Genomic DNA, 13,682 nt, shown 5'->3' on the forward strand with positions numbered 1-13,682 from the left:
TGCTTAAAAGCAGCCAAGATAGGGGATTGAATGGTTTATTCGGCAAACATAGAACTAACAGATTCCTCTATATTCACACGCTTCATTGCTTGTGCCAGCATGTCGGAAAGACTGACTACACGAATTTTTTCACAGGCACGTGCTTCCTCTGATAAAGGAATAGTGTCGGTAATTACTACTTCATCGATGTGAGAGTTTTTAATGTTCTTGAGTGCAGGGCCTGATAAAACTGGATGAGTTATATAGGCTCTTACGCTTTTCGCGCCGCTTTTCTTTAATTCATGAGCTGCAGAGCAAAGAGTTCCTGCTGTATCAACAATGTCATCCACGATAATACAGTCTTTATTTGCTGGATCGCCAATAATATGCATTACTTCGGACTTATTCGGTCCACTGCGACGTTTATCGATGATTGCGAGTTCAGCATGTTCAATGCGTTTGGCAACAGCACGAGCTCTGACCACCCCACCAACATCAGGCGATACAACCATAACATTTTGCAGATTTCTTGTGGCAATGTCTTCAAGTAACATCGGCGTTGCATAAACGTTATCTACCGGCATATAGAAAAAACCTTGGATTTGATCCGCATGCAGGTCAACAGTAAGAACACGACATATTCCTACAGAGGCCATCATATCAGCAACAATTTTTGCCGTAATAGGCACACGTGCAGAACGTACTCGTCTATCTTGACGTGCATAACCGAAATAGGGGATTACAGCAGTAATACGGGCTGCAGAAGATCTTCTTAGTGCATCCGCCATAGCAAGTAGCTCCATCAGATTATTATTTGATGGGGCACAAGTCGACTGAATAATAAATACATCCCGTCCACGAACGTTCTCAAGGATCTCGACCATGGTTTCGCCATCGCTGAAGGTACCAACTGTCGCTTTGCCTATGGGGATCTGTAAGTGGGAAGAAATTTTTTGTGCTAGCTCCGGATTCGCGTTACCGGCAAATATCATCATTGTGGACATGTGTAAAAAGCCTTAGACCTAGGTTCATCGTAACTTAAACACATAGCAGAAGACAGCCAAAAAGATATTATTATTATTTGAGCACCAATGAAAATGCATCCTTCCAGGTTATCTTCTGCTGTCTGTTTACTTGTGAATCAACAAGAAAGTGGCAGGGGTGCTAGGATTCGAACCTAGGTATGCAGGGATCAAAACCCTGTGCCTTACCGCTTGGCGACACCCCTAAAAAATTGCAGATTCTATATAAAAACTTCCATAAATTATAAAAGCTTCCATCCTTGCGATGTGGAGGTATTTTGCAGTGGTTTTATTAACATGTCAACTTTGAAAGCAATAAATTTTATAAATTTTTTAAATTTATGTTTACCATAGGTTGTTGCTTGTTTAATTCGTTCAATTTGAACTCAAGGCGGGCGTCTAGAGGACTTCGTGTGAAGGATTTTTCTGAATAAGGACAATGTGACGTTGTGTCTTATTCAGGAGATCCCTCACTATGCTCGAAATGACGTACTTTTAGATAGACCAATTTTTAATAACAACTTTCACCATCACTCCATTTCCGTCTAAACGAACAACTCCAGGAAGGGCCACGCCTTTGACGGTTGTGTAGTTTCCAAAGGTAACGGTATAACCACTTTGTCTTAGCATAACTAAGTGGTTGGCGGGGTCACGTTGTTGAGAACCTACTTTGCCGGGAGCGGGGAGGCCTCGGACCCAATAGTAGAGATTACTTACTGGAAGCCGGACTCCTGTTTGTTGCAGTAATAACTCATCCGCATTGGTTGATGTAATTCTTTTGGGACCATCTTGGAAGGTAATCGTGCTGCCTTTTTTATTAATTAGAACAGCTCCAGCTCCTAGAGGTCCCATTAAACGGATTTGGTATGAGCTCGGCCCGTTTTGCGCCCAATTCATTGCTGCAGACCAGCCTTTCGATTTATTTTTGGCTGCTAAGGCACCACGAATTTCCCAAGACGAAACCGTTTCGGCTTTGCCTGTCACCTGTTGTTTTTCTGTTAGTGTTTCATTAGGGCCTACTTTAGGGCCTGCTTTTGCTATTTTGCTTGGTTGTTCTGGCATCATTGCCGGTCTTGGGGGCGCACATGCTGTCAATAAAAAAATAGGAAGCACAATAAAACGTTTTAAATTATCCATACTCACCTCGGTCCGTGATCTGGTAAAGCATCGCATCCTACTGTTTTACCAGGATTATTGTAGTTTTTTGTACAACAATACGCTAGACTGGTCTTCTTAGCAATCAGTCTTAAATCATATGAAATCAAAAGCAATATATCCAGGCACCTTTGATCCGGTGACCAATGGTCATGTGGATATTATAGGACGAGCAGCGAAAATTTTCCCGGAACTTATTGTTGCTGTTGCGACGAATAAGGCAAAAAAACCTTTTTTTCCATTGGAAACCAGAATACGTCTTTTACAAGAAACCCTGGCAGACTTACCAGGAGTGCAGGTCATGGGCTTTGATAATTTACTCATCGATTTTGCACAAGAACAAAATGCAACGGTAATCTTACGTGGCTTGCGCGCTGTCTCTGATTTTGAGTATGAGTTTCAACTTGCAGGAATGAACCGTAAGTTATCTCAGAGTATTGAGACCATATTTTTAACGCCATCAGAACGGGCTATGTTTATTTCTTCCAGTTTGGTACGCGAAATTGCGAATTTGAATGGAGATGTTTCTCAATTTGTTCCTTCTTGCGTGGCTGAGGAATTGCAAAAGAGATAAAATAATGATTCTCAATAGAAGAAAGCCAAAGCATTTTTGGTCTGCAGTGTTAATTTTCAGTTGTTTTCTTCCTGGCTTTAATACCTATGCAAAACCAACCCCCAATCATCCCCCTGGCTATGCAGTAGCTACGGCTAATCCCTTAGCGACTAATGCTGCATTGGATATTTTAGCGCATGGTGGAAATGCCTTTGATGCAGGCATCGCGGCAGCAGCGGTATTGGCGGTGGTTGAGCCTTATCATTCAGGTTTAGGTGGAGGGAGTTTTTGGTTATTACATCAAGAAAAGACTCGTTCCAATGTTTTTATTGATGCTCGCGAAACAGCCCCCGCAGCTGCTCACAAAGATATGTATTTAAATGCAGCAGGAGAGGTTGTTCCTGAGTTATCTTTAAATGGGGGGTTGGCTGCCGCCATTCCAGGACATCCCGCGGCTTTGGTTTATCTGGCAAAACATTATGGCCGTTTACCTTTAAATAAAACCTTAGCCCCTGCAATCAGACTAGCTCAGGATGGCTTTTTAGTTGATAAGCAGCTTAATCATTTTTTTAATATGAAAGGCCGACTCGAGCAGCTTAAAAAATATCCCGCAACCGCGGCAATATTTGTAAAAAATGGACGTTCTTATAAAATCGGCGAGCGTTTGGTTCAAACTGATTTAGCTAATACCTTAAAGCGTATAGCAGAACAGGGCGACAAGGGGTTTTATTCTGGAGAGATTGCCCAGCGTCTAGTAAAAGGAGTTAATGCTGCGGGTGGACGATGGACCTTATCCGATCTTACCGCTTATCAAGTGAAACTTAGAGAACCTTTAGTGGGTGCTTATCACAATATGCTTGTTATTACAGCTCCTCCTCCTTCTGCGGGGGGAGTAGCTTTATTAACTATGTTAAATATTTTATCTCATTATTCTTTATCTTCCTTGCCTAAAGTGCAATGGATACATTATTTGACGGAGTCTATGCGTTTGGCCTACTGGCAGCGCGAAGAGTTTTTAGGTGATCCGGATTTTGTGTCTGTGCCCGTAGATAAATTGGTTTCGGCTGAGAATGCGAAACAATTAAAAGCATTAATTCCTGAGAATAAAGCAATCTCGAGTAAGGTATTACAGGGAGCTAGCAATAACTCTACTAAAGAAAGTAATACTACCCATATCTCGATCATTGATGAGGAAGGTAATCGTGTTGCGGCAACCATGACCGTTAATTTTATTTTTGGTTCCAGCGTAGTTGCTGAAGGAACAGGCGTTTTACTTAATGATGAAATGGATGATTTCACCGCTAAAGTAGGAACCTTAAATGTATTTGGGGTTGTAGGAAGTGATAAAAACAGCATTGTCCCAGGAAAACGTCCGGTATCAACTATGACACCAACCTTCCTTGAGCTGCCTGGGCGTGTCGCCATTTTAGGTACTCCGGGAGGTAGCCGTATTGCCACGATGGTGTTGCTTGCTTCCTTGGTTTTTCACGATGATTTTGGAGCCATTAGCATGGTTTCGGCAATGCGGTTTCATCATCAGTTTCTTCCTGATTTATTGCAGTTTGAGCCGGATACTTTTTCACCAGAAATTCAAGAAGCACTTAAGGCTATGGGATATACCTTGAAGCCTTTGAGGCAATATTATGGTGATATGCAAGCAATTACGTGGGATAAGGATACTAATATCCTTACGGCTGCTTCTGATCCGAGAGCGATCGGATTGGCAGCGAGTGTTGTTACTAGTGTTAGTGGGTATGGGGTGAAGTATTAGAGAAAAACTTTTACTAGTTCTCAAAGCCGTTAAGTTCAGGATATATTTATAAATTGCATGTTGAGCCCATGGCCCAACATGCGGCTTAATGCACCGAGCTCAACGCCCCACTTGCAAGTCATTGCAAAATTTCTTTAACTTTATCACTGCAGTGTAGTCTAATAAGTATTTGTGGGCATGTGGTTTATTTGCCAATCAATGCCTTAATCGAATCATAGGTCTGCTGAATTAACTCTGCTTTGTTATCCATAGTAAATTCTGTTGTATCAATGGCCTTACCTACATGTATTTCTGCCTCTTGTTTGAGATGAATATTAAAAGTACGAGCAGGAAGAATATTATTAGCACCACGTATACCGATAGGAATAATAGTCGCATTCGATTCGATTGCAGTAATAAAAGCACCTTTTTTAAAATGAGCCAGCTTTCCATCTTTAGAGCGAGTTCCTTCAGGAGCAACCCAAAGAACAATGCCACTTTCCATTAATTTTTTTGCGAAAGCCAAATCTTTAATTGCTTGATAGCGATTTTTACGATCAATAAATGGAAACTCTGCTGCTTGCATGGCTTTACCCATTAAGGGAACTTTAGCTAATTCTTTTTTAGCCAACATACGGATGGAATGATTGGGAAATGCTTTAAAACCAAGAGGAATATCATAGGCACTAGAATGGTTGCACATAATGATCGTTGCTTTTCCTGGTTCAGGTTGTACTTTATATGGATTAACTACCTTATACTTTACTTGGACACTATTGAGCAATTGATCAACCCAGTGATGAAGTGCTTTATCTGTCCATGCTCGGGTGAGGTTACTGAAATAATATTTGCAAATACAGCGGATGCTCGTTACTGCTGTATAAAAAAATAAGGAACCAACGACCCATGCTGTTCTTATCTGGTTTATTTTCATTATTATTATGTTAAGTGAAATTAGCCGCTAATATAACTTAAGTCACTACAATTGCCCAGATGCCCCACGATTCTGGGCCAATATTTGGCAATTGGGACAAAAAGCAGAGCTACGACCCCCGATCATAACGGTTTGAATCGAGTGTTGGCATTGCATGCAGGGTTGATTCTTACGACCATAAACTTTGAGCGAGATACTGAAGTAACCTGGTTTTCCATCAAAGGCATAAAAATCACGAAGTGTCGTTCCTCCACTGTTTATGGCTTGTTGTAGCACTGATTTGATGTGCTTTGCCAAAAGATGATAGGTGGTTTCATTAATATTTTTTGCTGGGGTAGCCGGGTGAATACTCGATAAGAATAAGCTTTCAGTAGCATAAATATTACCCACACCAACAACGATTTCATTATCCATAACAAATGATTTTATGGGTTTATTTTTATTGTGAGAGCGTTGATATAGGTAATGACCATCGAAGGCTTCAGAAAGTGGCTCGGGACCCAAGTGAGTAAGGAGTTTATGCTGATGTGGGTTTTCATCTATATAAATAAATAAACCAAAACGTCTAGGATCGCAAAACCTTAGAGCCTTCCCATTTGCTAAATATAAGGTAATGTGATCATGCTTTTCAGGTAAACTGGCATCAGAAATAATGCGTAAGTGTCCTGACATTCCTAAATGAATTAAAAGATAGCCCTTACTTAATTGCAGCAAAATATATTTTGCTCGGCGTGTTACGGTAAGGATCTTTTTTTCTGCGCAAAGCTCATTAATATTAGAGGGCACTGGAATTCTAAATCCATAGTTACGGACTTCAATTTTTTGAATAAATTGCCCTTCGAGGTGAGGTTTAATACCCTCTTTGGTTGTTTCAACTTCAGGTAATTCAGGCATTATTTCTTATCGTCATGTTCAATGATACGCCCCTGCGTTTTTTTACTAATGGGTGTTTTTTTTGTACTGGGAAAAATTAGTTCTTTAACTACTGAGATGAGCCAAAGAATTCCACCAATAATTAATCCCCAAATAACAACGTAGGAAAACATAAATAGCAGGCCAATAAATAAGGCAATGGCTATTCCGGCAATAATAAATGGAATTAGAGTCTCAAAGATCTTTGGTACTTGAAATTTATTGTTCATAGCATTATTCCAAAATGTGTATATGATGAGATAAGATTAATTATCGACTACATCACGAAATGTTGCAACGGAATGAGTAAAAATGTGTTATCCTTATACTATACTTAATGGAGCTAATGTGAAACACCGCTTACAAGCCATGTGTTTTGCCTACGGAAATGGCTTTTTCATAAACTAGCATTAGACGCGGAGTGATTATGCTTTTTGGTTATCTAAACCTGTCTTTTTGGGGGTATGTGGTTGCAGTCCTGGTTTTGACGCAAATTACCATTGCCGCAGTAACGCTGTACCTGCATCGCTATCAAACTCATCGAGCTTTAACTTTACATCCTATTGTGAGCCATTTTTTTCGCTTATGGTTATGGTTAACTACGGGAATGGTTACTGCAGACTGGGTTGCTATTCATCGTAAACACCATGCAACGACTGACGTGGAAGGAGATCCTCACAGTCCTGTAGTTCTAGGTATTAAAAAAGTATTTTGGGAGGGAGCGGAGCTTTACCGTGCTGCGCGTAAAGATCGAGAGATGGTTGCTAAATACTCTCATGGCACCCCGACTGATTGGATAGAAAGAAATATTTATTCGCGTTATTCTGCTTCAGGCGTTGTATTGTTGTTTCTCATCAATTTATTCTTCTTTGGCCTTCCTGGAATTACCATTTGGGCAATTCAAATGATGTGGATTCCTTTCCATGCTGCTGGCGTAATTAATGGAATTGGTCATTACTGGGGCTATCGTAATTATGAATGCCGTGATGCTGCAACGAACATAATTCCTTGGGGATTTTGGATTGGTGGTGAAGAGTTGCATAATAATCATCATACTTTCGCATCGTCAGCCAAGTTTTCTGTGAAGTGGTGGGAGTTTGATATTGGTTGGATGTACATTCGCATTCTGTCCTTCTTTGGTTTGGCAAGGGTTAAAAAATTACCACCAAAGTTAGCTATGGATGCGGGCAAGTTGCAAGTAGACATCGATACTGTAAAAGCAGTTATTTCGAATCGTTTCCAAGTGATGTCTAATTATTATAAAGGGGTGATTCGTCCAATATTAAAGCAAGAGCGAATTAATAGTGATGCCAGTAGGGAAACGAAAAAAATGCTTGCGAGAGCAGGCAGTTTATTGCGCAGAGAGGATTCTTTACTCAGTTCTAAAGCCAAAGCGCGCTTATCTGATCTGTTAGAAGCACGTGAGCAATTACGTGTTGTTTATGCATACAAACAATCACTGCAAAACGTTTGGTTAAAAACAGCTGCAACACAAAAAGAGTTGATTGATGCGCTGCAACAATGGTGCCGGCAGGCTGAAGAGTCAGGCCTTGAGGTGCTCAAGCAGTTTGCGCAACAATTAAAGGGATATGTTCCTGTTTATCACACAAATTAGTTATTCTTTTGAACCTGATTGCAAGCAATCAGTTTTGCCTAAAATCGGTAATTAAGATTTTAGGCAAAACTCCCAGTTACAATCAAATCTGGCTATAAATTCTTTTATAATCCATTTGCTTACCTCTAAACTTCTTCTATACTCAAAAGCCTTAGAAAAGGTATTTTGAGGTTTTTAAGAATAGTAGTACTATGAAGATTGGAGTAATAACAGGGAGTTATTTATGACTAAGAGTGTTGCAATCGTTACTGGTGGTACCGGCGGAATTGGTAGTGCAATTTGTCAGCGTCTAGCGACAGATTATCAGGTCGTTGCTTGCTATTTTAAACATGGGCGACATGAAGAAGCCAAACAGTGGCAAGAAGAACAAAAAAAATTAGGCTTTGATATCGACATTATCTATGGTGACGTAGCCAAATTTGCTGATTGTGAAAGAATAGCAGCACAAATGATGGAGCGTTATGGACGCATTGATGTGTTGATTAATAACGCTGGCGTTACTCAAGATTGTAGTTTAAGGAAAATGTCTCCCGAGCAATGGCAGCAAGTTCTTGATGCTAACTTAACCAGCGTTTTTAACATGACACGTAATGTAATCCCACATATGTTGGATAAGGGATATGGCCGTATCATTAGTATTTCTTCAATCAATGGGCGTAAAGGCCAATTTGGCCAGTGTAATTACGCTTCTACCAAAGCCGCATTATTTGGTTTTACTAAAAGTCTTGCTTTAGAAGTAGCAAGCAAAGGAGTTACCGTAAATACGATATCGCCTGGGTACATAGAAACCTCGATGCTCGCAGGTCTTAAACAAGAGGTTCTTGATGCAATTATTGCTAATATCCCTGTTGGGCGTTTGGGGCATCCCCAAGAAATTGCTGATGCAGTTGCTTTTTTTGCTTCCCCAGCCAGTGGTTTTATGACAGGAGCAAATTTAGACATTAACGGTGGCCAGTATATGTAATTTCTTTCCATATATATCGATGCAGTAAAACCTCCCAATTAAAAAAGAATAGCTCCCAAAAGTTGTTACTCTTGGGAGTTATGTCTATGCTTAATGAAGGTAAAACAACAGTAGAGAGTCCTATGCACAGTCACAACGTCGTATTAATTACTGGGGGTACCGGTGATATTGGTACTGCAATCGCAAAACAATTAAATGCCTCTTCTAAGCATGTATTTGCCCTTGATCTTGCTACTAAAGAGCATGGCATCGCCTGGGAAGAAGAGTTGCGAGAAGCTGGGTATCGAAATATAGCGTTTCGACATATGGATGTGAGTGACTATGAGCAGTGTGAAAAAGTCATCTATTCCATTATAAAAGAATTCGGTGATATTGATATTTTAGTGAATAATGCAGGTATTACACGTGATGCAGTATTTACTAAAATGACCAAACAGCAGTGGGACGAAGTATTGCGGGTTAACCTAGATGGAATGTTTAATGTAACCCGTCAGGTTGTCGAAAATATGAGAGAACACGAATCAGGAAGAATCGTTAATGTTTCTTCTGTAAATGCTCAAAAAGGCCAATTTTCTCAGGCAAATTATGCTGCTTCTAAAGCCGGTATTTATGGGTTTACCAAGAGCTTGGCACAAGAATTAATGAGTAAAAATATTACGGTAAACAGTATTTCTCCTGGTTATGTGGATACTCGTTTAATGAAAGGGATTCGCCCGGATATTTTGGAATCTATTATCGAACAAATTCCTGCAAAACGTTTGGCACAACCTGAGGAAATTGCGTGGGTAGTAGAGTTTTTAGTTAATGAGAGGAGCCGATACATTACAGGTGCAAACTTGAGTGTGAACGGTGGACTTCATATGTATTAGTTGGCAGTAACGAGTTATCTGTTCTTCACAATACAACTTTTTGATAAGATGGAGTATTGAGCTGAGAACAGATAATTCAGACTATATCAACATTCATGAGAACGCTATGACTCGATTAATAAAAAAATATAAAAATCGTCGCCTTTATGATACAGAAACCAGTCAATACATTACTCTTGAAGAGCTACAACGTTATGTCGTGGATGGGGTACAATTTACCGTTGAAGATTCAATGACTGGGAAAGATTTAACGAATACCATTTTGTTACAAATTATTGTCGAGATGGAAGCGGGAGCAAATCAATTTTTATCCTCGGCAATTTTACGACAGATCATTTCTTTAGCGAATCATCCGATGCATGCTTCGTTAAAAAAAATGATGGAGCAAATGTTTGCGGTTATGGAAAAACCCCTACAAACTAATCCTTATACCCAAGCTACTGAAAACTGGAATCAGCAAATGCAGACAATGATGCAGCAGTGGCAGTCTTTATTTAAATCTTAAGTAAAAAGCACACATACTCTTAGGGCCATACTGTTGCGTAGGTAGGCTGAGGCCCCGCAGCGAAGCATTGATTATACTCAGTTGGGCTTCATAGCTCAGCTTAGTTCTGATGCTTCAAGATGCGGGTTATGCTGCACTGCAAAAAAAATAATATTCTAATACATTGACAATAAGGATTACAATGTACTAATATTAAATTGTGCGATGCAACATAATAGTGGAGAATATCATGAATCAACCCAATTTTGAAAAATGGAGCGATATGGCGAAGAAGTTACAAGAGCCTTTCCAAGCCATCGCTGAATTAAATGTTAAAACATTACAAGGTATTACTTATATCAAACCAGAAGAACTTGCTAGCATAAAAAAGCCTGAAGAACTATTAGAAAAGCAAATTAATTTAGCTGTTGAAAATGGTCATAAGGCTTTGGATTATATGCAAAAGTCTTTTCAAATTTTTGAAAAGGCAATGTTGAGTCTGGTTGAAGAAGCTAAAAGAACTGGATCTGATAAGCACTGATTATAAGTTTCTACCTACTTTAAAAAGCCGCTATTTAAGCGGTTTTTTTATTTTATCTCAAGTTTTGCATGTTTCAAAAATATTCTTTAGTGCAAAACAAATAAAATGTTGCGATGCAGCAAAATAATTTATTAATCTATTGACAAAAAAAGAGATCATGTACTATTATTAAATTGTGCAATGCAACATAATGGTGGAGAATATCATGAATCAACCTAATTTTGAAAAATGGAGCGATATGGCTAAGAAGTTACAAGAGCCACTTCAAGCCATTGCTGGATTAAATATGAAAACACTACAAGCCGTGACTTACATCAAACCAGAAGAGCTTGCAAAGATTAAAAAGCCTGAAGAACTATTTGAAAAGCAAATTAATTTGGCTGTTGAAAATGGTCATAAGGCACTAGATTATATGCAAAAATCTTTTCAAATCTTTGAAAAAGCAATGCTAAGCTTGGTTGATGAAGCTAAAAAATCAGCTTCGTAGAGTATAAAAAGATGTGCTTTGGTTGCAAGCAACCAGGCACATTTTGAACTATCGCAGACCTATAATCCCCAATAAAGAATATCTTTTCTCAGCCCCGAAGAATGGGCATAGACGCCAGGAATATCAATAAACACACCATTGGTAACGAGTTTATCACTTATCTTTTGCACGCCAAATTGAATAAACTCTTCATGTGCTTGGCAAAGCACAATCGCATCGCATTGTTCTAATTCTTCTAAATCAATCCAATCCATATCTATTTTTTCATGAATTACTAATGGGTCGCAGGCGAGGGCGTTGATGCCCATAGATTTGAGATTATCGTATAAATTAATTGATAAGCTGTGACGGATATCATTAACATTTGCTTTAAAACTCATCCCTAAAATAGCAATTTTGGCATCAGACACAACGATTTTCTGTTTAATGAGCAGCGTGGTTAATTTATTCATTATAAAATAATAAAATTGTTGATTCGTTTGACAGGCACAGCTTATTAAATTATGGATACAATCAGAGGTACTGGCTTGGTGAATTAAGTAATATGGGTCCTCGGGAATGCAATGTCCTCCAACCAAGCCTGGAGTGTATGGATGAAAATTTGATTTTGTTTTTGCGGCTGCTAAGACGTCATGAAAAGGGATATTCAGTTTATCCATTATCTGAGCAAATTCATTCATCAAGGAAATATTAACACTGCGTTGGATATTTTCCAGAAGTTTACTTGATTCAGCTATTTCAAGGCTCGGTGCACTATGCACTTTTATCTCTGGAATTAATTGATACAACTGTTCTATTTTTCTTAGTGCCTCTTCGTTTTGTCCGGAGATAACCCGCACTGAAGTAGTGAGTTGGGTCAAACGTTTATCTCCAGGAACGATGCGTTCAGAAGTGTAGCCCACCAAGAAATCAGTGCCGCTTATTAATCCACTGTTTTTATTAAGAATGGGGATTAGCAACTCGCGAGTCGCCCCAGGAAATACGGTTGACTCCAAAATAACGAGATCTCCTTTTTTTAACACAGAAGCAACAAGTTTTGATGCGGTCTTTAATGGATGAAGATCGGGTACTTTGTGTGAGTTTATGGGAGTCGGCACGGAGATTAAATAATAATTGGCCTCTTTTAATTGCTCAGGATCATGAGTAAAATTAATATTCTTGGTGTGAACATCTGTAATTTCCATATTTTGGTCAATGCCACATGCCAGCTCGTTAATGCGTTGTTGGTTGATATCAAAAGCAATGACTTTGATTCCTGCATTCGAAAGGGTAAGCGCACTATGTAAACCAACATACCCAACTCCTATTATTGCAACGATTTGCGTCATAATATCCCTTTTGTATGCCGTTCATCTTAATAGGAAGTATAGATTATATTTTGCGTATTCTGTACATTTATGTAGTGATCTGCGATGGAATTGTAAAGAGGAGGCGTAATGCTGAAATAGATTCCCTGGTGCCTTGAATGAAGTTTTTATCCTGTATTAGGGGGTGTTGGTTAAGAAAAAATCAATGGTTTCTTGTAATCCAGTAGAGAAATCATACGTTGTTGTAAGACCTAAAGCGTGCATTTTATCTACACTGCCTACAGAATGTAGAATATCATAGGAACGTTTGGGAGCATGGGTAGGTTTTATATTTTTCCCCATAAGTTTCGCAATTTCAAGCGCCAATTGAGAGATACTAATTCCTTTGCCAGTACATACATTAACAACGCCGCCATCAGTATTTACTTTCCTCATTGCGTTGACCAAGGCATTGACCACATCTTTCACAAAAATAAAATCTCGAGTTTGAGTACCATCACCAAAAATTATAGGAGACTTGGTGTCTTTGAGTTTATTAATAAACTTAGTGATTACCCCTGAATAGAGCGATTCGGGAGCTTGTCTTGGGCCATATAAATTAAACAGGCGTAAACCTAAAGTTGGTAATTGGTAGTTTTTTCCTAAAGCATAAGCATTTAACTCCACCGCTAATTTATCGCAACCATAAGATGAAAGTGGTTTCACGAGTTGGTTTTCTGTAAGGGGGAGGTGTGGGGTATCACCGTAAACAGCACAAGAAGAGGTATACACAATGGGAATCTTACCGGCCTCAATGGCTAATTTAAAAACAATTAAACTTCCTTGCATGTTCGTTGCATGAAAGTGAAACCAATCCTCCATGGTCATAATCACCGAAGGAATACCAATTAAATGAAAACAGCCGTCAATATTTTGAAAATAAGGACGAACGAGTTCTTCATTAAGTATACTGGTTTTAATCGTTTTCGCTTGGGGATGCTCATAGTTTCCGGTAGAGAAATCGTCAATGACCGTAACTTCATGCTTGTTTTCGATTAAAAAATCAACCAGATGGGAGCCTAAAAAGCCAGCACCGCCAGTCACCAAGTAGTTACCCATTTTGCCATCCTT

15 protein-coding genes and 1 tRNA gene are annotated in these 13,682 nt (G+C 39.2%); 8 read left to right on the forward strand and 8 right to left on the reverse strand.

The features are described 5' to 3' along the window. Positions 1–35: 35 nt before the first annotated feature. The 3 genes from E1P08_RS08665 to lolB form a co-directional block, all read right to left on the reverse strand. Positions 36–983, reverse strand: a complete 948-nt coding sequence (locus tag E1P08_RS08665; protein WP_133136634.1) for a ribose-phosphate pyrophosphokinase — start codon at positions 981–983, stop codon at positions 36–38. A 149-nt stretch (positions 984–1,132) separates the two neighbouring features. Then, positions 1,133–1,207 (reverse strand) — tRNA-Gln (locus tag E1P08_RS08670). A gap of 289 nt (positions 1,208–1,496) precedes the next feature. After that, the gene (gene lolB / locus E1P08_RS08675) at positions 1,497–2,138 is read right to left on the reverse strand and encodes a lipoprotein insertase outer membrane protein LolB (RefSeq protein WP_133136635.1); all 642 of its coding nucleotides are present in this window, start codon (positions 2,136–2,138) and stop codon (positions 1,497–1,499) included. A gap of 118 nt (positions 2,139–2,256) precedes the next feature. On the opposite strand from lolB, the gene coaD reads away from it, so the two are divergent. Both coaD and ggt read left to right on the forward strand, forming a co-directional pair. Next, entirely contained in the window at positions 2,257–2,730 is a 474-nt protein-coding gene (gene coaD / locus E1P08_RS08680; protein ID WP_133136636.1) for a pantetheine-phosphate adenylyltransferase, read from the forward strand. Between the two features lie 4 nt (positions 2,731–2,734). Then, positions 2,735–4,480 carry a gamma-glutamyltransferase gene (gene ggt / locus E1P08_RS08685; protein WP_133136637.1) on the forward strand — a complete coding sequence of 582 codons (1,746 nt, stop codon included), beginning with the start codon at positions 2,735–2,737 and terminating at the stop codon, positions 4,478–4,480. A 184-nt stretch (positions 4,481–4,664) separates the two neighbouring features. On the opposite strand, the gene E1P08_RS08690 is transcribed toward ggt, so the two are convergent. The 3 genes from E1P08_RS08690 to E1P08_RS08700 are packed head-to-tail and all read right to left on the reverse strand — an operon-like array spanning position 4,665 to position 6,535. Beyond that, complete coding sequence (locus E1P08_RS08690) at positions 4,665–5,393, reverse strand: lysophospholipid acyltransferase family protein (RefSeq protein ID WP_133136638.1); 729 nt, start codon at positions 5,391–5,393, stop codon at positions 4,665–4,667. 45 nt (positions 5,394–5,438) lie between these two features. Beyond that, positions 5,439–6,287 (reverse strand): bifunctional DNA-formamidopyrimidine glycosylase/DNA-(apurinic or apyrimidinic site) lyase, encoded by an 849-nt coding sequence (gene mutM / locus E1P08_RS08695; protein ID WP_133136639.1) that lies wholly within the window; start codon positions 6,285–6,287, stop codon positions 5,439–5,441. After that, on the reverse strand, positions 6,287–6,535 hold the full coding sequence (locus E1P08_RS08700) for a hypothetical protein (protein ID WP_133136640.1): 249 nt from the start codon (positions 6,533–6,535) through the stop codon (positions 6,287–6,289). Before E1P08_RS08700 ends, mutM begins: the two co-directional genes overlap by 1 nt. Before the next feature lie 197 nt (positions 6,536–6,732). Here E1P08_RS08700 and E1P08_RS08705 point away from each other — a divergent pair, with 197 nt between their 5' ends. The 6 genes from E1P08_RS08705 to E1P08_RS08730 all read left to right on the forward strand — a co-directional run bounded on the left by E1P08_RS08705 (position 6,733) and on the right by E1P08_RS08730 (position 11,265). Further along, positions 6,733–7,920: a DesA family fatty acid desaturase gene (locus tag E1P08_RS08705; protein WP_133136641.1), complete on the forward strand. Its 1,188-nt coding sequence runs from the start codon at positions 6,733–6,735 to the stop codon at positions 7,918–7,920. A gap of 223 nt (positions 7,921–8,143) precedes the next feature. Beyond that, on the forward strand, positions 8,144–8,884 hold the full coding sequence (phbB, locus tag E1P08_RS08710; protein ID WP_133136642.1) for an acetoacetyl-CoA reductase: 741 nt from the start codon (positions 8,144–8,146) through the stop codon (positions 8,882–8,884). 122 nt (positions 8,885–9,006) lie between these two features. Further along, the gene (gene phbB / locus E1P08_RS08715) at positions 9,007–9,753 is read left to right on the forward strand and encodes an acetoacetyl-CoA reductase (RefSeq protein WP_133136778.1); all 747 of its coding nucleotides are present in this window, start codon (positions 9,007–9,009) and stop codon (positions 9,751–9,753) included. 106 nt (positions 9,754–9,859) lie between these two features. Beyond that, positions 9,860–10,258, forward strand: a complete 399-nt coding sequence (locus tag E1P08_RS08720) for a polyhydroxyalkanoate synthesis regulator DNA-binding domain-containing protein (protein WP_133136643.1) — start codon at positions 9,860–9,862, stop codon at positions 10,256–10,258. 229 nt (positions 10,259–10,487) lie between these two features. Then, entirely contained in the window at positions 10,488–10,778 is a 291-nt protein-coding gene (locus E1P08_RS08725; protein WP_165485133.1) for a phasin family protein, read from the forward strand. Positions 10,779–10,983: 205 nt separating this feature from the next. Further along, a complete protein-coding gene (locus E1P08_RS08730) occupies positions 10,984–11,265 on the forward strand; it encodes a phasin family protein (RefSeq protein ID WP_133136645.1) in 282 nt (93 codons plus the stop codon). Between the two features lie 59 nt (positions 11,266–11,324). Here E1P08_RS08730 and E1P08_RS08735 read toward each other — a convergent pair whose 3' ends face one another. Continuing rightward, positions 11,325–12,593: a nucleotide sugar dehydrogenase gene (locus E1P08_RS08735; protein ID WP_133136646.1), complete on the reverse strand. Its 1,269-nt coding sequence runs from the start codon at positions 12,591–12,593 to the stop codon at positions 11,325–11,327. A 156-nt stretch (positions 12,594–12,749) separates the two neighbouring features. Next, positions 12,750–13,670 carry an NAD-dependent epimerase/dehydratase family protein gene (locus tag E1P08_RS08740; protein ID WP_133136647.1) on the reverse strand — a complete coding sequence of 307 codons (921 nt, stop codon included), beginning with the start codon at positions 13,668–13,670 and terminating at the stop codon, positions 12,750–12,752. Between the last annotated feature and the right edge of the window lie 12 nt (positions 13,671–13,682).

The sequence above is a fragment of the Legionella rowbothamii genome (genome assembly GCF_900639985.1).
GTDB lineage: Bacteria > Pseudomonadota > Gammaproteobacteria > Legionellales > Legionellaceae > Legionella > Legionella rowbothamii.